Source organism: Pradoshia sp. Z3_51 (genome assembly GCF_058215915.1).
The window spans coordinates 320,453-340,236 of the sequence record NZ_JBZAJC010000002.1; the positions used below are offsets into that span (position 1 = coordinate 320,453).

Consider the following 19,784-nt stretch of genomic DNA (forward strand, 5'->3'; position numbering starts at 1 on the left):
AAGGCGGAAAAGAATAAGTGGCAGTATTACCTATAGTAAAACATCCGGATAAAATTCTTGAAACTCCCTGTAAAAAGGTTGAAGTTTTTGATCGTAAATTAGCGAAGTTACTTGATGATATGTACGACACAATGATAGACGCGGATGGCGTGGGATTGGCTGCGCCGCAAATCGGCAAAAATATTAGAGTAGCGATTGTTGATGTAGATGATGAGTCTGGAACATTTGAATTAATTAATCCGACAATTCTTTCCACGAAGGGTAAGGATCGTGATGTGGAGGGCTGTTTAAGTTTTCCCAATCTGTATGGAGAGGTTGAACGACCTGCATATGTTAAGATACAAGCACAGGATCGTCAGGGACGAACGTATATTTTAGAAGCTGAGGATTACTTGGCCAGAGCTATTCAACATGAAATGGATCATTTGGAAGGAATCTTATTTACTTCAAAAGTTGTGCGTTATATAAGTGAAGAAGAGTTAGAAGGGTATGAAGTAGAATGACTAGAATAATATTTATGGGAACACCTGATTTTTCTGTCGGTGTATTAGAACGTTTAATAAATGATGGATATGAAATCGTTGGTGTCGTAACCCAGCCTGACCGTCCGGTTGGACGGAAACGCATTTTGACACCACCTCCTGTAAAGGTGACAGCCGAGAAACATGGTATTCCAGTTCTCCAGCCAGAAAAAATTCGTGTGGATTCAGAAGTTGACAAGGTACTTGCTTTAAATCCAGACTTAATTGTTACCGCGGCATTTGGACAAATCCTGCCGAATCGTTTATTAGAGGCTCCAAAGTATGGTTGTATAAACGTTCATGCCTCCTTACTGCCTGAATTACGTGGTGGTGCACCTATTCACTATGCAATCATGCAAGGGAAAGAAAAAACAGGTGTAACCATTATGTACATGGTAGAAAAGCTGGATGCAGGTGACATGCTGTCAAAAGTAGAAGTTCCAATTGAGGAAACTGACCATACAGGCAGTTTACATGATAAATTGAGTAAAGCTGGTGCACAACTGGTTTCTGAGACCATTCCAAAATTATTGAATGGAGAAATCACTCCAATTAAACAAAATGAGGAAGATGCTACCTTCGCTTTCAATATTAAAAGAGAACAGGAATTAATCGATTGGGCACAAGGCGGAGAAGAGGTTTATAACCATATCCGCGGTTTACATCCATGGCCTGTAGCCTATACTTTGTTAAATGGAACAGTTTTAAAGGTTTGGTGGGGCGAAAAAGTGAAGACCGCCAAGCAAGGTAGTGCCGGTGAAGTGCTTGATATCGAAAAAGATGGTTTCGTTGTGAAGACAGGAAATGATATAGCAATCAAAATTACTGATTTACAACTAGCTGGTAAAAAGAGAATGACTGCTGAACAGATGCTCCGAGGTACTGCAATCATATCAACAGGAATGAAATTGGGAGAATAAAGAATGCCACAAAAAAAGAATGTAAGAGAAGTTGCGCTTGATATTCTGGTGTCTGTCGAAAAAAGCCAGGCATACAGTAATCTATCATTAAACCATGCCATAAAAGAAAATGAACTCTCCCCACAGGATGTAGGGTTGTTGACCGAGCTGACGTATGGAACGATACAACGGAAAATGACATTGGAATACTATGTTAAACCGTTTATCAAAAACCCTAAAAAGCTTCAATCCTGGGTGTTATTGCTCATTGAAATGACAGTTTTTCAAATGTTTTATCTTGATCGGGTTCCTGATCGGGCTGCTATCCATGAAGCAGTGGAAATTGCAAAAAAACGCGGCCATCGCGGAATTGCCTCATTGGTTAATGGTGTACTGAGGTCTATCCAACGTGAAGGAGTTCCATCATTGGATGACATAAAAGATCCCCTGGAAAAAATCTCAGTCTCAACAAGCCATCCATTATGGCTTGTAAGAAAGTGGGCAGAGGAATTTGGAGTGGCTAAAACCAAGGAAATGTGTGAGGAGAACTTGCACGCTCCTGTTCAAACCGGCAGAGTAAACCTGACGAAAATCAGCAGGGAAGAATTGATGGAAAAGCTGAAAAGCGAAGGATACATGGTTGAACCAAGTCTTTTAATAGAAGAAGGAATTCGCTGCCTCAAAGGTAATATGGCTTTGTCAGCAAGCTTTAAAGAAGGGCTTTTTAGTATTCAGGATGAGAGCTCCATGCTTGTGGCTTATGCTTTAGCACCGAAAGAAAATGATACGATTCTTGATAGCTGTGCGGCTCCAGGCGGGAAAACCATGCATATGGCAGAAAAGATGAACGATACCGGGCAAATTTACGCACTTGACCTTCATGCACATAAAACTAAATTAATTGATATGCAGGCAAAACGTCTTGGTTTATCGAATATTGTAACCAAACAAATGGATGCCAGAAAAACTCAAGAATTTTTTGAAACAGAGATGTTTGATAAAGTCCTTGTGGATGCTCCTTGTTCAGGACTAGGAGTGTTAAAGCGTAAACCGGATGCCAAGTATACAAAAAGCGAGAACGATTTGAGCGCGCTTGCGAAAATTCAATTTGATATTTTACATCAAGTATCCCAATTGGTAAAAAAAGGCGGTACAATAGTTTATAGTACTTGTACTGTTGGCAATGATGAAAATAATGATGTGATTGATGCGTTTATACAGGCGCATCCTGAGTTTGAAAAGGATCTTACCCTAAAGGAAAGAATGCCGGAACCGGTAAGACCTTATATAATGGATAATAGTTTGCAAGTACTACCTCAATATTTTGGAAGCGACGGATTTTTTATTGCTTCTATTCGAAAGAAGGCATAAGGAATGGAACAAACAACAGCTAAGGAAGTAAAGAAACAGGAGCAACTCCCATCTATATATTCCTTACAATTAGATCAACTGAAAGAATGGCTTGAAGAAAACGGAGAAAAAGCATTCCGGGCAACACAAATTTTTGAATGGTTATATGAAAAAAGGGTTTCTACTTATGAAGATATGACGAACCTTTCCAAAAATTTACGTACAAAATTGGAAGAATCATTTACATTAACCACTTTAAATACACTAATCAAGCAAACATCAAAAGATGGCACGATTAAATTCTTATTTGAATTGAAGGATGGTTATTCAATCGAGACCGTATTAATGCGCCATGATTATGGAAACTCAGTCTGTGTAACCACACAGGTTGGCTGCAGAATAGGCTGTACATTCTGTGCATCCACTCTGGGCGGGTTAAAGCGAAATCTTGAAGCAGGTGAAATTGTTGCACAGGTTGTAAAAGTGCAGCAGGCCCTTGATGAAACTAATGAGCGTGTTAGTTCCGTAGTAATCATGGGTATCGGGGAACCATTCGATAACTATGATAATATGATGGGATTCTTACGAATCATTAACCATGATAAAGGGTTAAATATCGGAGCGCGTCATATAACGGTTTCAACTAGCGGAATCATTCCTAAAATATATAAATTTGCAGATGAAAAATTACAAATTAATTTTGCGATTTCCCTGCATGCGCCAAACACTGAGCTTCGCAGTAAGCTTATGCCTATTAACAGAGCCTACAAGCTTCCGCAGTTAATGGAAGCTGTTAAGTATTATGTTGAAAAAACGGGCAGAAGGATTACATTTGAATATGGTCTCTTTGGTGGTGAAAATGACCAAGTAGAGCATGCGCTTGAACTTGCGGCACTTATCAAGGATATAAAATGCCATGTGAATTTAATACCGGTCAACTATGTTCCAGAACGGGATTATGTCCGGACACCAAGAGAGCAAATCGATCTGTTTGAAAAAACATTGAAGGATCAAGGCATTAATGTTACTACGAGAAGAGAGCAAGGGCATGATATTGATGCGGCTTGCGGACAACTAAGAGCAAAAGAGAGGAAAGAAGAGACGAGGTGATGGGATGAAGGCAGTTTTTAGGACAGACCGGGGCAAGGTGAGAATCCATAATGAGGATCAGGGCGGTATATTTTACAAGGAAAATTCTCAAATGGTTTTTGCTGTCATTGCCGATGGAATGGGTGGTCACAAAGCTGGTGATGTAGCAAGTGAAATGGCTGTTTCCAAACTAAAAGAAGCATGGGAAACCGAGTTGCAGTCTGATTCACCAAGTTCAATCGAATTGTTTTTGGAGGAGCAGGTTAAAAGGGTTAACCATGAAATTTTTGAGCACTCCATGGCACACGAGGAATGTGAAGGAATGGGGACAACAATAGTTGGCGTAGTTTGTACAGACAAATCAGCCACCATTGTGAATGTTGGAGATTCGAGATGTTATCTGCTGAATGATAGTGGGTTTAAACAAGTAACTGAAGACCATTCCCTGGTTAATGAGCTTGTCCGTTCCGGTCAAATATCTAAAGAAGACGCCGCACATCATCCTAGAAAAAATGTCATCCTTCGCGCTCTTGGAACAGAAAATAGTGTGGATGTAGATATTAAAACAATCAGTTTTGAGGAAGGGGACCGTCTGTTATTATGCTCAGACGGCCTCTCTGATAAACTATCTGAAACTGAAATAGAAACCATTATTACAGGCAATGATTCTTTAGACCATATTGCAGATACATTTATTCAAAAAGCTAATGAAAACGGAGGAGAAGATAATATAACTCTAGTAATCCTTCTGCACAGCTTTGAAAGTGAAAGAGGGTGAGTTATATGTTGACCGGCAAACGAATTAGCGATAGATATAAAATCCTCCGTATGATTGGCGGAGGCGGTATGGCTAATGTTTATCTGGCAAGAGATATGATTCTTGATCGTGATGTAGCATTAAAAATTCTTCGTATGGACTTTTCCAACGATGAGGAATTTATCAGGCGCTTTCATAGGGAGGCACAATCAGCCACAAGCCTGACTCACCCAAACATTGTTAGTATTTATGATGTTGGAGAAGAAGGCGATATATATTATATTGTGATGGAATTTGTCGATGGTATGACCTTAAAGCAATATATCCAAGCCTATTCGCCAATTCCGGTTGAGAAAGCCTTGGATATTATGAAACAAATTACATCAGCGGTCACACATGCCCATCAGAACCATATTGTACATAGAGACATTAAGCCGCATAATGTATTAATTGATCATGACGGCAATGTGAAAATCACTGACTTTGGGATTGCAATGGCTCTTAGTGCAACGTCCATAACTCAAACGAACTCTGTTCTTGGGTCGGTTCATTATTTGTCTCCTGAACAAGCAAGAGGCGGTATGGCGAATAAAAAGTCCGATATCTATTCTTTGGGGATAGTGATGTTTGAATTACTTACAGGCCGATTGCCTTTTTCCGGTGAGTCTGCTGTTTCGATTGCCCTGAAGCATCTGCAATCAGAGACACCGTCTCCAAGACGATGGAATCCAGCTATACCTCAAAGTGTGGAAAATATTATCCTAAAGGCAACCGCAAAGGATTCATTTCACCGATATTCGAGTGTGGAGGAAATGGAACAAGACATAGAAACGGCCTTGAATCCAGACAGATTAAATGAAAGCAAATTTATCATCCCAAGTGATGATGACGCGACAAAAGCGATTCCGATTATTACAAACGATGAAATGTTTGGAAATCATGATGAGACGAAAATCCTGACTCTGGACGAAGATACCGTGATGATGGAACCAGCGGAACAATCAAGCGGTAAAAAGGGATTGTTAAAAAACAAAAAGCAAAAACAAAAGCAAAAGAAAGATAAAACAAAAAAGCAAAAGCAACAGCCTAAGAAAAAGAAAAAATGGCCTAAAATAATTGGGGTTATTTTAGCCAGTCTAATTTTGATTGCTGTTCTGGCTGTCTTGTTTTTGCCGGGAATGCTCGCAGCAAAGGATGTTAAAGTACCTGATGTAAGGGATGAACAATTGGAAAACGCTCTGTCGACTCTAATTGAGCAAGGTTTTGAAATCGGTGAGACGGTTGAAAAGCCTGATGAAGAAATCGCCGCGGGAAATGTTATAAACACTGATCCTGAAGCAGGTGATACCGTTAAGGAAGGTTCAGTTATTAATGTATTTTTCAGCAGTGGCAAAGAGCAGGTAGAAGTTCTCGATTATGAGGATCGGAATTATGAAGATATTAAATCACTCATTGAGGGTTTCGGATTCAAAGATATTGAGATAGAGCGGGTAAATGATGATTCAGAAGTAGGGACTGTACTTGAACAGGATCCTAGGCAAGGGGATGAGGTCATCCCATCGGAAACCATTTTGAAATTAACGCTAAGCAGCGGCCCAGCCAAAATCACCCTGAAAGATTTAACGGATTACAACCAGAGAGCACTGGATGATTATGAGGCTGATACCGGGTTAAAGATTACAATCGCAAAAGAGGAGTACAGTTCGAAAATTAAAGAGGGACAAGTCATTTCCCAGGAACCGGCTGCCGGCACTGCTGTTGAGATTGGGTCGGAAGTCAAAGTAACAGTTTCAAAAGGAGAAGAAGAAATTCCTCCTAAGGTTATGAGTAAAGAGGTTACCATAACGTATGATGAAGAATTAGCCGGTGTGCCACAAACCGTGACCATCCTAATTGAGGACTTAAATAACAATATGACAGAACCTGTTGAAACGTTTGAAATGACTTCAACTGTCAAAAAAACGTTGCAATTTACTATCCCGCATGATGGAAAAGCAGGGTATAAGATTATAAAGGATAACAGTGTTTATGATGAGGGCGTTATTAGTTATTCGGATAGTTAACTTTGAAGGAGGGAACATATGCCTGAAGGAAAAATTATTAAAGCACTGAGCGGCTTTTATTATGTAGCGGATGAAGGTCAAATCATTCAATGCAGAGGCCGAGGTGTTTTCAGAAAACAAAAGGTAACTCCGCTTGTTGGAGATACAGTTATTTATCAAGCGGAAAATCCAACAGATGGATATATAATGGAAATTAAAGAACGCCAAAATGAATTGGTACGTCCTCCTATTTCAAATGTGGATCAAGCGATTCTCGTATTTTCCGCTGCAGAACCGGATTTCAGTACGAGTTTATTGGATCGATTTTTAGTTTTGGTTGAATCGAAGAATATTGCTCCAATTATTTGTATCAGTAAAATGGATTTACTGGAACCTGAAGATGAAAAAAGGATTCATGAATATGCCGATCAGTACAGGGCAATTGGCTATGATGTTATATTAACGTCTTCCTTGGAAGAAGCAGGAGTATCAGAGTTAATGCCTTTCTTGAGGGGGAAAATCTCAGTATTTGCAGGACAATCCGGAGTAGGCAAGTCTTCTTTGTTGAATGTGCTTGATCCTTCTCTTAATTTGAAAACTAATATCATTTCCTCCCATTTGGGCAGGGGGAAGCATACAACAAGACATGTGGAGCTTATTGACCTTGGTGATGGGTTATTAGCTGACACACCTGGTTTTAGTTCGCTTGAATTTACTGAAATTGAAGCAGAGGAGCTGCCAGGCTGTTTCCCTGAAATCAGGGAAAGAAGCTCAGAATGCAAATTTAGAGGCTGCTTGCATGTAAAAGAGCCAAAATGTGCTGTAAAGCATGGTGTTGAAATTGGGGAAATCCAGAAATATAGATACGAGCATTATTTGCAGTTTCTGGAGGAAATAAAAGATAGAAAGCCGAGGTATTAACGATGGTTAAAATTGCTCCATCCATATTATCAGCTGATTTTTCGAAATTGGGAGAGGAAATACGGGATGTAGAAAGAGGGGGAGCAGATTGGATTCATATCGATGTTATGGATGGTCATTTTGTTCCTAATATAACGATTGGTCCACTTATTGTTGATTCTGTACGCCCCATCACTAAATTAACGCTTGATGTTCATCTCATGATTGAAAATCCTGACCAATATATTGAAGCATTTGCAAAGGCCGGTGCTGACTATATAACAGTTCATGCGGAAGCCTGTACACACTTGCATCGTACGATCCAATTAATTAAATCCTATGGGGTTAAGGCAGGGGTAGTATTAAATCCAGGGACGTCACCTGCCGTTTTGGAATATATTTTGGATGATCTTGATATGGTCCTCTTAATGTCGGTCAATCCTGGCTTTGGTGGACAAGCCTTTATTCCAAGTGTCCTTGATAAAATCGAGCAGGTGGATAAAATGATCAAAGAAAAAGGCTTGTCTATCGAAATTGAGATTGATGGCGGTGTAAATGAGGAAACTGCCAAGTTGTGCATTGAAAAAGGTGCAACAGTTCTTGTGGCAGGTTCGGCTATATATAATAAGGATGATAGAAAGAAAGCAATCGCTGCCATTCGTGGGGAATAATTTTGTGTGAGTTTTTTCCCTGTTATAAATTCAGTTAGAAGAGCAGTTTATGTGGTCTATAAATGATTCTAAGTCTATTAGCCAGATCATTGTAAGTATAAAAGAAGTGAGCAGGATTTGTATACCAGGGGGAAACCGATCTGGTATCTGAATTAGTAAAGAATCATATAATAAAAAAGTAAAGGGTTGTCCATTCGCTAAAAGAGGATAACCCTTTTTTTGTGAAAATAAGTAAAGGAGCTGACTTTATGGAAATAAATATCGTCGCAGGCGGTCCTGATATATATATTCCGGATTTAAGGAAGTTAAATAGCAAAGAGATGATTTGGGTTGGTGTTGATCGGGGCTCGCTACAAATTTTAGAGGCGGGTATTCATCTACATAGTGTGTTTGGTGATTTCGATTCAATCTCTAAGGATGAGCTCAACCGTGTACGAGAGCACAGTGAACACTTTTATGAGTATCCTCCTGAAAAAGATGCTACCGACCTGGAATTAGCTCTTGAATGGGCTTATAAGCAAGTGCCGGACAGAATCACGATTTATGGGGCAACGGGCGGCAGAATGGACCATACATTGGCCAATATCATGATGCTTGCAGATGAGAAGCATATGAAAGAAGGAATTCCTACAAGAATAGTGGATCGTAACAATGAGATCAGACTTTTTAAACCTGGTTCCTATGTATTGGATGAGACTGAGTTTAAATACATATCGTTTATACCAATAACAGAAGAAATAGAGGGAATCACCCTTGTAAACTTTAAATATCCATTATCAAATGTCACTCTTTACCGTGGCCGGACATTATCGGTTAGCAATGAATTAAATTTTAAAACTGGTACTTTTTCGTTTTTGAAAGGCATATTATTGGTGGTAAGAAGCAGAGATTGATTTATGTGTTGGAATTTTTACTATATAAATGAAAATGTATAATGAGAACCGGGCAGAGCTAAGGAGGGACACAATGAAATTTTATACAATTAAATTGCCCCGCTTTTTGGGAGGAATCGTCAAGGCGATGTTGGGAGCTTTTAAGAAAGGATAATTAAATATATGGCACCCTGTAAAAGGGTGTTTTTCTTATGTTTAATTTAATTCTTTATAAAATTTCTTGTCTTAGGCTAAGTCCTGGAAATTATAAAAATTTTCCTTCGGTGGTTTTATTTTCATAAAAATATTCAAGAACACAAGACTAAACAGGGGTTATGATGGGAAAAATAAACAAGCATCCTTTAAAAGGATGCTTGTTTTCGTTTATTATACGCGTTCAACTTTACCAGATTTTAACGCTCTTGTAGAAACGTATACTCTTTTCGGTTTTCCGTTAACAAGAATACGAACTTTTTGAACGTTAGCTTTCCATGTACGTTTGTTAGCGTTCATGGCATGAGAACGATGGTTTCCGGAAGTTGTTTTTCTGCCGGTAATAACACATTTGCGTGACATAGCCCAATTCCCTCCTTACTGCCTATATTAATCATTTCTTTTTTAGTCGGTCTCTTCAAAAGATACTTTAATAATTTAACATACCTATCGCTATAATGCAATACAATTGAAAGGGTCTTTCAAGAAAAAAACCTTGACATACTATTTTATCTTTGATTAATTGGAAAAGGATAAAGGCTTTCCATTCAAAAGTGATTATAGTAAAATGGATTCTAGCTATGGTTACTATAAAGGGGGAACAAACATGTCCATTGAAATGAGTACAAAATACGGACAAATAGATATTTCTAATGATGTATTAGCAATCATTGCTGGTGGAGCAGCCGTAGATTGTTACGGGATCGTCGGTATGGCTTCAAAACATCAGATTAAAGACGGAATCAGTGAGATACTGCGTAAAGAGAACTTTTCCAAAGGAGTCGTAGTCAGACAGGTTGAAGATGAATTACATATTGATATGTATATCATTGTAAGCTACGGAACAAAAATTTCCGAAATAGCTCATAATGTTCAATCTAAGGTTAAATATACATTAAGCCAAACTGTTGGACTTTCGGTAGAATCCGTTAATATCTTTGTTCAAGGGGTTCGTGTTACGAATCCGTAATTTAAGGAGGAAATTTGAGTGGCTATAACATCTATTGACGGCAAAAGATTCGCCGAAATGGTCATACAGGGTGCGAACAGGCTGTCTGCCAACGCTAAATTAGTTGATTCATTAAACGTATTTCCTGTGCCTGATGGTGATACAGGAACAAATATGAATCTTTCCATGACATCAGGTGCTAAAGAAGTGAAAAATAATGTACAGGACCATATTGGTAAGGTTGGTTCTTCTTTAGCTAAAGGATTGTTGATGGGAGCGCGTGGAAACTCAGGCGTTATTTTATCCCAATTATTCAGGGGATTTGCAAAAAATATTGAGCCAAAAGCGACCATTGATGGTAAAGAATTTGCTTTGGCATTTGAAGCTGGTGTAGAAACTGCCTACAAAGCGGTTATGAAACCTGTTGAAGGAACGATCCTGACGGTTGCTAGAGAAGCATCAAAAGCAGGCCTTGCAGCTTCTGAAACGGAAACAAATATCATTGCAATTATGGAAGCTATTTTGAAAGAAGCTAAAGCTTCATTAAAACGTACTCCAGATTTATTGCCAGTGCTTAAAGAAGTAGGCGTAGTAGATAGTGGTGGTCAGGGATTAGTTTTCGTTTATGAAGGATTTCTGGCTGAATTAAAAGGTGAAAAGCTTGCTGAAACACCTGAATCCATGCCTAAGATGGATGAGCTTGTAAAAGCAGAGCATCATATCAATGTTCAGGGACATATGAAAACAGAAGATATCGAATTTGGATATTGCACAGAGTTCATGGTCCGTTTTGAACCTGAAAAGATTGCTGAGAATCCTTTCAATGAAGAGCAGTTCAGAAATGACTTGAGCCAGTACGGTGATTCCCTGCTTGTCATTGCAGATGATGATATCGTAAAAGTCCATGTTCATGCAGAAAATCCTGGGAACTGTTTAAATTACGCTCAACAATACGGCAGCTTGATTAAAATCAAAATCGAGAATATGCGTGAACAGCATTCAACGATTTTAAATGAAACTGCGAATGACTTACGAGAAACTGCACCTGTAAAAACAGAGAAGAAAGATTTTGGTGTAGTAGCGATTGCTATGGGCGAAGGAATTGCTGATTTGTTCAGAAGCATCGGTGCAGATGTGGTGATTGAAGGCGGACAAACTATGAACCCTTCAACTGAAGATATCGTAAAAGCAATTGAATCTGTTAATGCAGATCATGTATACATCCTTCCAAATAATAAAAATATTATTATGGCAGCTGAACAGGCTTCCGATGTAATGGAAAAGGCTGTTACAGTGATTCCAAGTAAGACGATACCTCAAGGGTTAACTGCCTTGTTGTCCTTTAATCCTGCTGCTTCAGCAAGCGAGAATGAAGGTATAATGAAAGACGCGCTGGAGAGTGTTATAACAGGACAAGTTACGTTTGCGGTACGTGACACAAACATTGAAGGTCTTGAAATCGAGAAAAACGACTATATGGGCCTAATTGATGGTAAGATAAAAGTGAAAAACAAGGATAGAGTGGAAGCGGCTAAACAGGTGCTTGAAAACATTCTGGATGATGCTGAAATCTTAACGATTCTTTATGGTGAAGAGAGCTCACAGGATGAAGTGGACCGTCTAGTTCAATACTGTGCGGATAGCTACCCAGAAGTAGAAGTTGAAGTGCATAACGGAAAACAGCCGTTGTACTCCTATATTTTTGCTGCTGAATAAAAAGCATATATAAATCATCACATTAATAGAAGGGGGATACCCCTTCTATTTCAGTATGTAAAGATTTTTTTTGATTTTACTGGGAGAGGATAAGAAATGAAATATAAAAGTGGATTTGATATAATCGGCCCAATCATGGTTGGTCCTTCCAGTTCTCATACGGCTGGGGCTGCACGAATAGGGCGGGTGGCGAGAAGCCTGTTTAATAGAAAGCCTAAATGGGCGATTATTTCATTTTATGGTTCATTTGCCAAAACGTACAAGGGACATGGAACCGATGTCGCCATTGTGGCTGGGTTATTAGATTTCGATACTTCGGATACACGTCTTATTCAATCTCTTGACATAGCAAAAGAGCAGAACATAGAAATCACATTTGTAGAAGAAGATGCTGTAACTGATCATCCAAATACAGCCAGAATTAGAATGGGCGATGATACCGGAGAAATGGAATTAGTCGGCATTTCGATAGGCGGTGGAAAAATAGAAATACTTGAACTGAATGGGTTTGAATTACGTTTATCAGGCCATCACCCGGCCATTTTAGTTGTACACGACGATCGTTTCGGAGCTATAGCAAGTGTTTCTAATGTCCTAGCCAAGCATGAAATTAATATTGGTCATATGGAAGTATCGCGAAAAGATGTAGGAAAAATGGCTCTAATGACAATTGAGGTCGATCAAAATATCGGTGATGATATAGTAGAGGAAATTTCATTGCTGAATCATGTGACACAAGTTACAAAAGTTTCAGATTAAAAGCAGACTACCCTTTATTAGGAGGTTACTGTATGTTTCGCAATGTTGCCGAATTAGTTAAACTTGCTGAAAATAAAGGTGAGAAGATATTTGACATGATTCAGCAGGGAATGAAGTGCATCGTCATATCAAAGGAAATGCTTATCAGGCAGATGAATCAAATTCTAGCCGTTTTGGAACAAGCTATCGAAAGAGGATGGGATGACATTCGTTCTCATATACGGTTTAGCATCCTCTGTGATGAAAGAATTAAAGCAATGGTTAACATCATACAAATGTTGCCGATATCATTGCATGAAACAGCTCAAGGTGGATTAGCTGCTACACCAACGGGCAAAGAAATAAATGAAAAATACTTAGGATTTCAAAGGATATAAAATGAGTAGACTAAATGATTTATCAGTAGATACAGTAAAGGGGATAGGACCTGAATCCGCTCTGCAGCTTAATAATCTTGGCATTTATACAGTTGCGGATTTGCTTGAATATTTTCCGTATCGCTATGAAGATTTTCGAATTAAAGATATCGTGGAAGCAGCCCATGATGAACGTCTAACGATTGAGGGTGTTATTCAATCAGCCCCAAATTTAACCTATTTCGGACGAAAAAAATCCCGCTTAAATGTTAAACTTTTAACGGGACGCCACATTATTACTGTTACATTCTTCAATCAACCCTATATGAAAAACAAATTAAAACTGAATGAAACGATAACGGTAACAGGGAAATGGGATAAAAACCGTTTAACCCTGACGGCATCTGAATATAAACTGGGTTCAGAGGCGAGGGAACAGGAATTTGAACCAGTTTATCATACAAAAGGTGATATCTCTGTCAAATCACTGCGCAAATGGATTAAAAATGCGTATCTTGCTCATAGAGAAGATCTTGTAGAAATTTTACCTGAACATTATCTTACCCAATATAAATTACCGGAAAGAGGTCTTGCTTTACGTTACTTGCATTTTCCTCAGAACGCCGCTGAAGTAAAGCATGCACACAGGAGATTTGTCTACGAGGAATTTTTATTGTTTCAAATTAAAATGCAGGCCCTTAGGAAAGTTAAAAGGGAAAATTCAAATGGACAGTCTCATATGTACGATAATACGAAATTGAAGAAGTTTATCGCTTCTTTACCATTTGAGCTGACAGATGCTCAAAAAAAGGTCGTAAATGAAATTGCGCAGGATTTACGGTCTCCTTATCGTATGAATCGACTGCTCCAGGGGGATGTTGGTTCTGGAAAAACGGTAGTGGCAGCAATCCTTCTTTATGCTGTAGTGACTGCCGGGTATCAAGGCGCCTTAATGGTACCGACTGAAATTTTGGCAGAGCAGCATGCCAATTCCCTGTTTGAACTTCTGCAGCCCTTTGGTGTAAATGTAGCTCTGCTAACATCGAGTGTGAAGGGAAAACGCCGGAGAGAAATGATGGAGATGCTTGAACAAGGTGAAATCGATATATTAATAGGAACACATGCTTTAATACAAAAGGATGTTAATTTCAAAAACCTCGGCCTTGTCATTACAGATGAACAACATCGGTTTGGTGTGGAGCAACGTCGTATATTGAGGGAAAAAGGGGAGAGTCCCGATGTATTATTCATGACCGCTACGCCTATTCCCAGAACTCTTGCGATAACGGTGTTTGGTGAAATGGATGTATCAATCATTGATCAAATGCCATCTGGAAGGAAAAAGATAGAAACGTATTGGGCCAAGCATAATATGTTAGACAGAATTCTGGCATTTATGAGCAAGGAATTGGACAATGGACGGCAGGCATATGTGATTTGTCCACTGATTGAGGAATCAGAAAAGCTGGATTTGCAAAATGTATTGGATGTTCATACGGCTATGACACAGTATTTTAGCCCGAAATATTCTGTTGGGCTTATGCATGGTAAGCTCCATTCAGATGAAAAGGATGAAATCATGCGCGGTTTCGGAAATAATGATATTCAAGTCCTCGTATCAACGACCGTCGTGGAAGTGGGGGTGAATGTGCCTAATGCGACTGTGATGGTGATTTATGATGCCGAAAGATTTGGTTTGTCGCAGCTTCATCAATTAAGAGGCCGTGTAGGACGGGGTGCAGAACAATCCTATTGTATCTTAATAGCAGACCCAAAAACAGAGGTGGGAATTGAACGGTTGAATGCAATGTGCGATACAACTGATGGTTTCGCATTGAGTGAGAAGGATTTAGAGTTAAGAGGACCAGGGGACTTTTTTGGCAGAAAGCAGAGTGGGGTACCTGAATTTAAGATAGCAGACATGGTGCATGACTACCGCGCGCTTGAAACGGCCAGGAAGGATGCTGAAGAATTAATTTCCGGAAATGAATTCTGGACTGACGAAAAGTATAAATATCTAAGAGATTATCTGGCTGGCTCTGGGATTCTAGAGGGAGAGAAATTAGATTGATTAACAGATTGCATGATAACCCGAAAAATTCTTGCAATCTGGTTTTTTAAATTATATACTACTATTAGTACCTAGTCATAATACTTCGGAAGGTGAAGGTTTTTGAAAAGAAACAAGAAGGATAGACAAGCTATATTAAAGGATATGATACAGGATAATCCTTTTATTACCGATGAGGAATTGGCTGAACAATTAAAGGTTAGTATCCAAACGATTCGTCTGGATCGCCTCGAACTATCCATCCCGGAATTGAGAGAAAGAATAAAGTCTGTCGCCGAGAAAAGAATGACAGACGAGATTAAATCTTTACCTGTTGATGAAATAATCGGGGATATTATTGATCTTGATTTAGATAACAGTGCTATTTCCTTGTTGGATATAAAACCTGAACATGTATTTAAGAGAAATAAAATAGCCAGAGGGCATCATTTATTCGCACAAGCCAATTCATTGGCCGTTGCGGTAACTAATGAGGAACTGGCGTTAACAGCAAAAGCTGCCATCCACTTCACAAAATCTGTGTATGAAGGCGATCGTGTGATTGCCAAAGCCAAGGTTATTGAAGTGGATAACGATAAAGGAAGATCCCTGATTACTGTGCATAGCTATGTAGGTAAGGAGCTTGTATTTAAAGGGGAGTTTTCCATGTACCGAACGACTACAGAGAAAAAGGATGAACAAGAATGAAAATTGCATTAGATGCTATGGGTGGAGACCACGGACCAAAAGAGTCTGTGAAAGGCGCAGAAAAAGCGATTAAATCTTTCCCGGAACTAGAAATTATGCTTATTGGCGATGAAGCTGAAATTAAAAAGCATTTAACTTCAGATGAACGGATAACCATTATCCATACGAATGAGGTTATAACTGGTGATGATGAACCGGTAAGAGCCGTGCGAAGAAAGAAAAATGCCTCTATGGTACTTGCTGCTCAGTATGTAAAAGATGGACAGGCCGATGCGTGCATCTCAGCAGGAAATACGGGAGCTCTAATGGCCGCAGGTCTCTTTGTGGTTGGAAGAATTGATGGAATTGATCGACCTGCACTTAGCCCAACGTTACCGACAATTGATGGAAAAGGATTTGTTCTGTTGGATGTGGGAGCCAATGCTGATGCGAAGCCGGAGCATCTTTACCAATATGGCTTGATGGGGTCTGTTTATGCTGAGAAGGTCCGCAATATTGAAAAACCGCGAGTTGGTTTATTGAATATTGGTACCGAGGATAAAAAAGGAAATGAGCTTACCAAGCAGGCATTTGCTTTATTGAAGGATGCTGACTTTAATTTTATCGGTAATGTGGAAGCTCGGGATTTGTTAAATGGAGTAGCTGATGTTGTCGTAACCGACGGGTTTACCGGAAACATGGTTTTAAAAACAACTGAAGGTACGGCTTCTGCTTTATTTAAAATGTTAAAAGAAGCGATGATGGTCGATCTAAAGAGCAAACTGGCCGCAGCTGTTTTAAAGCCAGGGTTTAAAGAACTGAAAAATAAGCTGGATTACTCTGAATACGGTGGTGCAGGTCTATTTGGATTAAAAGCTCCTGTCATAAAAGCACATGGTTCCTCAGATGCAAATGCATTCTATAATGCCATTCGTCAGGCGAAAATTATGGTAGAACATCATGTTGCAGAAACGATTCATGAGGCAATAAAATAAACGAAGAAAAGGGAACAAATGTAAGGGGACGAATAGTGAGGGGGATATGATGACTAAATTTGCTTTTATTTTTCCGGGTCAGGGCTCACAAACTGTAGGTATGGGAAAAGATGCTTACGACAATTATCAAAATGTGAAAAATCTCTTTTTAAAAGCAGATGAATGCTTGGCTGAAGAGTTCAGTAAGCTTATTTTCGAAGGACCGCAAGAGAAATTGACACGTACATACAATGCTCAGCCGAGTCTGTTAATTACAAGTTTAGCGCTTCTTAGCGTATTTCGTGAAATGTCTGATTTAAAACCTGATTATATGGCAGGCCACAGCCTGGGTGAATATACGGCTTATGCTGCAGCTGGGTCCATTCAATACGAGGATGCGGTAAAACTCGTACGAAATCGAGGCTTATATATGGAGCAGGCTGTTCCATCTGGGATAGGCACGATGAGTGCTATTCTTGGTATGGATGAGTCAAGTCTAGAAGAAGTAACGAAAACGATAACGAATCAAGGTGAACCTGTACAATTAGCAAACTTAAATTCCCCAGGCCAAATTATTATCTCTGGAACAATGGATGGGGTAAGATTGGCAGGAGAGCTTGCAAAGGAAAAAGGAGCAAAGAGAGTGCTTCCCCTGGAAGTCAGCGGTCCTTTTCACTCTTCGTTGATGAAACCCGCAGCGAGTAAGCTTGCGGATACACTCAATACAATAGAAATTAGGACTCCTGATTATCCAATCATATCGAACTATACGGGAACCCTAGCTGGAACAGGTGATGAAATAAAAGACAGTCTGGTCAAACAGCTGTATTCTCCAGTGAAATGGCAGCAATCTGTTGAGTATATGATTCATGAAGGTGTGACAACCTTTATCGAATTTGGTCCTGGAACTGTTCTTTCAGGCCTAGTTAAGAAAATCAACCGCGGTGTTAAAGTATACTCAGTCAAAGATATTGAATCATGTAAAAATGTGGTCAGTTCACTTGATGCGGAGGTTAAAGCAAATGGGTAAATTGGATGGGAAAATTGCGCTTGTGACGGGCGCATCTAGAGGAATCGGTCGTGCCATTGCTATTGCTCTGGCAAAAGAAGGGGCTTCAGTTGCTGTTAATTATGCCGGGAACAGCGAAAAAGCTGAAAATGTTGTTAAAGAAATAACGGAGATTGGCAGAGAAGCAATATCCATCCAGGGGGATGTGACAAATGCTGAGTCTGTTACTGATATGGTGAAAATTGTAACTGAAAAATTTGGCAAGATTGATATTTTGATAAATAATGCAGGAATCACACGTGACAATTTGTTGATCCGTATGAAGGAAGATGATTGGGATTCTGTCATCAATACAAACTTAAAAGGTGTTTTCCTTTGTACAAAAGCTGTATCCAGGCAAATGATGAAGCAAAGGCAGGGACGGATTATTAATATTTCGTCTGTGGTGGGTGTGAGCGGAAATGCCGGTCAGGCCAATTATGTAGCTGCTAAATCAGGAGTCATAGGGTTAACCAAAACATCGGCTAAAGAATTGGCAACACGTGGGATTACTGTAAATGCGATTGCCCCTGGATTTATTGAAACAGATATGACCAATGCATTAACGGAGAATGTTGGAGAGCAAATGTTGAAGCAAATACCATTGGGCCGATTTGGTAAGCCGGAGGACGTGGCTAAAACAGCTGTTTTCCTGGCTGCGGAAGATTCCGGATATATTACTGGCCAAACGATTCATGTCGATGGCGGAATGGTTATGTAATAACCCAAAGATTGAATATGTCGATTAACCCTTGTACAATATACTAGATGCAATCTTGAAGGGAGGTGAAGTTGTGTCAGACGTATTAGAGAAAGTATCTAAAATAATCGTAGATCGCCTTGGTGTAGATGAATCCGAAGTAACACTTGAAGCTTCTTTTAAAGATGATCTTGGTGCTGATTCCCTTGATGTTGTGGAATTGGTTATGGAACTTGAAGATGAATTCGGTATGGAAATTTCAGATGATGATGCTGAAAAAATTTCAACAGTTGGCGATGCTGTGAACTACATAAAAAGCCAAAACTAATTAGTTCTTATGAAAAGCTCCGTATAAATACGGGGCTTTTCATGCTATTATAATAAAAGTCTGTATATATCAAAGAATTTCGTTATCAATTTGTACCTTTTCCAATTCTTTGGATTTATATATACTAAAATGTGAGAAACTTTTTAGTCAGATTTAGCAGGGGGTCAATATGCAGAAGAGTAAAAGAAAGATAAACAATGATGCAGATTTTATCGCATTTCAGGATCGGCTTGGTGTTTCATTTGAAAACATCAATTTATTAAAACAAGCATTTACACATTCATCCTATGTGAATGAGCATCGTCGCAAGCCATATGAAGATAACGAACGATTGGAATTTTTGGGGGATGCGGTATTGGAATTGACTGTATCACAATTTTTATACAAAAAATTCAATACGATGAGTGAAGGAGAATTAACAAAGCTTAGAGCTGCTATCGTTTGTGAGCCTTCACTTGTTAAGTTTGCCACTGAATATTCCTTTGGTCCTTTAATATTACTTGGAAAAGGGGAAGAAATGACTGGAGGAAGGGAACGTCCGGCTCTTCTGGCAGATGTCTTTGAGGCTTTTATCGGGGCATTATATTTAGACCAGGGGTTAGATGTCGTAATTGAGTTCCTCAAAAAATCAGTCTATCCAAAAATAGATAACGGTGCTTTTTCTCATGTGATGGATTTTAAGAGCCAGTTACAGGAATTGGTTCAGAAAGACGGAATTGGTACATTGGAATACAAAATTCTTAATGAAAAAGGTCCTGCACACAACAGAGAATTTATCGCCAGAGTATCCTTGAATGGGAAGGAATTTGGAGCAGGTAAGGGCAAATCGAAAAAAGAAGCAGAACAACATGCTGCGCAGCAAGCATTGATGCACTTGCAGAAAAGCAGTAAATAAATGATTAA

22 protein-coding genes are annotated in these 19,784 nt (G+C 39.3%); 21 read left to right on the forward strand and 1 reads right to left on the reverse strand.

Features of this window, described 5'->3' with window-relative positions; all coding sequences use genetic code 11:
* Window positions 1-17 precede the first annotated feature (17 nt).
* The 10 genes from def (at window position 18) to spoVM (ending at window position 9,276) form a co-directional block, all read left to right on the forward strand.
* Window positions 18-503, forward strand: a complete 486-nt coding sequence (gene def / locus AC4BHA_RS05165) for a peptide deformylase (RefSeq protein ID WP_066100599.1) — start codon at window positions 18-20, stop codon at window positions 501-503.
* Window positions 500-1,441, forward strand: coding sequence for a methionyl-tRNA formyltransferase (gene fmt / locus AC4BHA_RS05170; protein ID WP_490558245.1), 942 nt, complete (start codon window positions 500-502; stop codon window positions 1,439-1,441). Before def ends, fmt begins: the two co-directional genes overlap by 4 nt.
* Before the next feature lie 3 nt (window positions 1,442-1,444).
* Window positions 1,445-2,791, forward strand: coding sequence for a 16S rRNA (cytosine(967)-C(5))-methyltransferase RsmB (gene rsmB, locus AC4BHA_RS05175; protein ID WP_148629556.1), 1,347 nt, complete (start codon window positions 1,445-1,447; stop codon window positions 2,789-2,791).
* A gap of 3 nt (window positions 2,792-2,794) precedes the next feature.
* Window positions 2,795-3,880: a dual-specificity RNA methyltransferase RlmN gene (rlmN, locus tag AC4BHA_RS05180; RefSeq protein WP_490551826.1), complete on the forward strand. Its 1,086-nt coding sequence runs from the start codon at window positions 2,795-2,797 to the stop codon at window positions 3,878-3,880.
* Between the two features lie 4 nt (window positions 3,881-3,884).
* The gene (locus AC4BHA_RS05185) at window positions 3,885-4,637 is read left to right on the forward strand and encodes a Stp1/IreP family PP2C-type Ser/Thr phosphatase (protein WP_066100586.1); all 753 of its coding nucleotides are present in this window, start codon (window positions 3,885-3,887) and stop codon (window positions 4,635-4,637) included.
* Between the two features lie 5 nt (window positions 4,638-4,642).
* Complete coding sequence (pknB, locus tag AC4BHA_RS05190; protein WP_066100585.1) at window positions 4,643-6,679, forward strand: Stk1 family PASTA domain-containing Ser/Thr kinase; 2,037 nt, start codon at window positions 4,643-4,645, stop codon at window positions 6,677-6,679.
* Window positions 6,680-6,697: 18 nt separating this feature from the next.
* Entirely contained in the window at window positions 6,698-7,579 is an 882-nt protein-coding gene (gene rsgA / locus AC4BHA_RS05195; RefSeq protein WP_139891270.1) for a ribosome small subunit-dependent GTPase A, read from the forward strand.
* Between the two features lie 2 nt (window positions 7,580-7,581).
* Window positions 7,582-8,229: a ribulose-phosphate 3-epimerase gene (rpe, locus tag AC4BHA_RS05200; RefSeq protein WP_139891269.1), complete on the forward strand. Its 648-nt coding sequence runs from the start codon at window positions 7,582-7,584 to the stop codon at window positions 8,227-8,229.
* A gap of 248 nt (window positions 8,230-8,477) precedes the next feature.
* Entirely contained in the window at window positions 8,478-9,122 is a 645-nt protein-coding gene (locus AC4BHA_RS05205) for a thiamine diphosphokinase (protein ID WP_139891268.1), read from the forward strand.
* Between the two features lie 73 nt (window positions 9,123-9,195).
* Complete coding sequence (gene spoVM / locus AC4BHA_RS05210) at window positions 9,196-9,276, forward strand: stage V sporulation protein SpoVM (RefSeq protein ID WP_049671465.1); 81 nt, start codon at window positions 9,196-9,198, stop codon at window positions 9,274-9,276.
* 212 nt (window positions 9,277-9,488) lie between these two features.
* Here the strand turns inward: spoVM and rpmB are convergent, their stop codons facing one another.
* Window positions 9,489-9,677 carry a 50S ribosomal protein L28 gene (gene rpmB, locus AC4BHA_RS05215; protein ID WP_066100570.1) on the reverse strand — a complete coding sequence of 63 codons (189 nt, stop codon included), beginning with the start codon at window positions 9,675-9,677 and terminating at the stop codon, window positions 9,489-9,491.
* Between the two features lie 244 nt (window positions 9,678-9,921).
* On the opposite strand from rpmB, the gene AC4BHA_RS05220 reads away from it, so the two are divergent.
* The 11 genes from AC4BHA_RS05220 (at window position 9,922) to rnc (ending at window position 19,776) form a co-directional block, all read left to right on the forward strand.
* Complete coding sequence (locus AC4BHA_RS05220) at window positions 9,922-10,284, forward strand: Asp23/Gls24 family envelope stress response protein (protein ID WP_066100567.1); 363 nt, start codon at window positions 9,922-9,924, stop codon at window positions 10,282-10,284.
* A gap of 18 nt (window positions 10,285-10,302) precedes the next feature.
* Window positions 10,303-11,979: a DAK2 domain-containing protein gene (locus tag AC4BHA_RS05225; protein ID WP_066100564.1), complete on the forward strand. Its 1,677-nt coding sequence runs from the start codon at window positions 10,303-10,305 to the stop codon at window positions 11,977-11,979.
* 96 nt (window positions 11,980-12,075) lie between these two features.
* Window positions 12,076-12,738, forward strand: coding sequence for an L-serine ammonia-lyase, iron-sulfur-dependent subunit beta (sdaAB, locus tag AC4BHA_RS05230; protein WP_066100561.1), 663 nt, complete (start codon window positions 12,076-12,078; stop codon window positions 12,736-12,738).
* Window positions 12,739-12,770: 32 nt separating this feature from the next.
* Window positions 12,771-13,115, forward strand: a complete 345-nt coding sequence (locus AC4BHA_RS05235) for a hypothetical protein (protein ID WP_490558246.1) — start codon at window positions 12,771-12,773, stop codon at window positions 13,113-13,115.
* 1 nt (window position 13,116) lies between these two features.
* Window positions 13,117-15,165, forward strand: coding sequence for an ATP-dependent DNA helicase RecG (gene recG / locus AC4BHA_RS05240; RefSeq protein ID WP_490558247.1), 2,049 nt, complete (start codon window positions 13,117-13,119; stop codon window positions 15,163-15,165).
* Between the two features lie 102 nt (window positions 15,166-15,267).
* Window positions 15,268-15,852, forward strand: a complete 585-nt coding sequence (gene fapR, locus AC4BHA_RS05245) for a transcription factor FapR (protein ID WP_066100552.1) — start codon at window positions 15,268-15,270, stop codon at window positions 15,850-15,852.
* Window positions 15,849-16,826: a phosphate acyltransferase PlsX gene (gene plsX, locus AC4BHA_RS05250; protein ID WP_139891265.1), complete on the forward strand. Its 978-nt coding sequence runs from the start codon at window positions 15,849-15,851 to the stop codon at window positions 16,824-16,826. Before fapR ends, plsX begins: the two co-directional genes overlap by 4 nt.
* A gap of 49 nt (window positions 16,827-16,875) precedes the next feature.
* Window positions 16,876-17,835 carry an ACP S-malonyltransferase gene (gene fabD / locus AC4BHA_RS05255; protein ID WP_139891561.1) on the forward strand — a complete coding sequence of 320 codons (960 nt, stop codon included), beginning with the start codon at window positions 16,876-16,878 and terminating at the stop codon, window positions 17,833-17,835.
* Entirely contained in the window at window positions 17,828-18,574 is a 747-nt protein-coding gene (gene fabG / locus AC4BHA_RS05260) for a 3-oxoacyl-[acyl-carrier-protein] reductase (protein ID WP_066100536.1), read from the forward strand. The genes fabD and fabG overlap by 8 nt, the downstream gene beginning before the upstream one ends.
* Before the next feature lie 73 nt (window positions 18,575-18,647).
* Window positions 18,648-18,881: an acyl carrier protein gene (locus AC4BHA_RS05265; RefSeq protein WP_066100531.1), complete on the forward strand. Its 234-nt coding sequence runs from the start codon at window positions 18,648-18,650 to the stop codon at window positions 18,879-18,881.
* A gap of 169 nt (window positions 18,882-19,050) precedes the next feature.
* Window positions 19,051-19,776 carry a ribonuclease III gene (rnc, locus tag AC4BHA_RS05270; RefSeq protein ID WP_066100529.1) on the forward strand — a complete coding sequence of 242 codons (726 nt, stop codon included), beginning with the start codon at window positions 19,051-19,053 and terminating at the stop codon, window positions 19,774-19,776.
* The last annotated feature ends 8 nt before the right edge of the window (window positions 19,777-19,784 follow it).

What these genes read in the sequence shown, in the direction of transcription:
- fmt (WP_490558245.1), top strand. Translation starts at nt 500, where the DNA reads ATGACTAGAATAATATTTATGGGAACACCTGATTTTTCTGTCGGTGTA.
- rsmB (WP_148629556.1), top strand. Translation starts at nt 1,445, where the DNA reads ATGCCACAAAAAAAGAATGTAAGAGAAGTTGCGCTTGATATTCTGGTG.
- rlmN (WP_490551826.1), top strand. Translation starts at nt 2,795, where the DNA reads ATGGAACAAACAACAGCTAAGGAAGTAAAGAAACAGGAGCAACTCCCA.
- AC4BHA_RS05185 (WP_066100586.1), top strand. Translation starts at nt 3,885, where the DNA reads ATGAAGGCAGTTTTTAGGACAGACCGGGGCAAGGTGAGAATCCATAAT.
- pknB (WP_066100585.1), top strand. Translation starts at nt 4,643, where the DNA reads ATGTTGACCGGCAAACGAATTAGCGATAGATATAAAATCCTCCGTATG.
- rsgA (WP_139891270.1), top strand. Translation starts at nt 6,698, where the DNA reads ATGCCTGAAGGAAAAATTATTAAAGCACTGAGCGGCTTTTATTATGTA.
- rpe (WP_139891269.1), top strand. Translation starts at nt 7,582, where the DNA reads ATGGTTAAAATTGCTCCATCCATATTATCAGCTGATTTTTCGAAATTG.
- AC4BHA_RS05205 (WP_139891268.1), top strand. Translation starts at nt 8,478, where the DNA reads ATGGAAATAAATATCGTCGCAGGCGGTCCTGATATATATATTCCGGAT.
- spoVM (WP_049671465.1), top strand. Translation starts at nt 9,196, where the DNA reads ATGAAATTTTATACAATTAAATTGCCCCGCTTTTTGGGAGGAATCGTC.
- rpmB (WP_066100570.1), bottom strand. Translation starts at nt 9,677, where the DNA reads ATGTCACGCAAATGTGTTATTACCGGCAGAAAAACAACTTCCGGAAAC.
- AC4BHA_RS05220 (WP_066100567.1), top strand. Translation starts at nt 9,922, where the DNA reads ATGTCCATTGAAATGAGTACAAAATACGGACAAATAGATATTTCTAAT.
- sdaAB (WP_066100561.1), top strand. Translation starts at nt 12,076, where the DNA reads ATGAAATATAAAAGTGGATTTGATATAATCGGCCCAATCATGGTTGGT.
- AC4BHA_RS05235 (WP_490558246.1), top strand. Translation starts at nt 12,771, where the DNA reads ATGTTTCGCAATGTTGCCGAATTAGTTAAACTTGCTGAAAATAAAGGT.
- recG (WP_490558247.1), top strand. Translation starts at nt 13,117, where the DNA reads ATGAGTAGACTAAATGATTTATCAGTAGATACAGTAAAGGGGATAGGA.
- plsX (WP_139891265.1), top strand. Translation starts at nt 15,849, where the DNA reads ATGAAAATTGCATTAGATGCTATGGGTGGAGACCACGGACCAAAAGAG.
- fabD (WP_139891561.1), top strand. Translation starts at nt 16,876, where the DNA reads ATGACTAAATTTGCTTTTATTTTTCCGGGTCAGGGCTCACAAACTGTA.
- fabG (WP_066100536.1), top strand. Translation starts at nt 17,828, where the DNA reads ATGGGTAAATTGGATGGGAAAATTGCGCTTGTGACGGGCGCATCTAGA.
- rnc (WP_066100529.1), top strand. Translation starts at nt 19,051, where the DNA reads ATGCAGAAGAGTAAAAGAAAGATAAACAATGATGCAGATTTTATCGCA.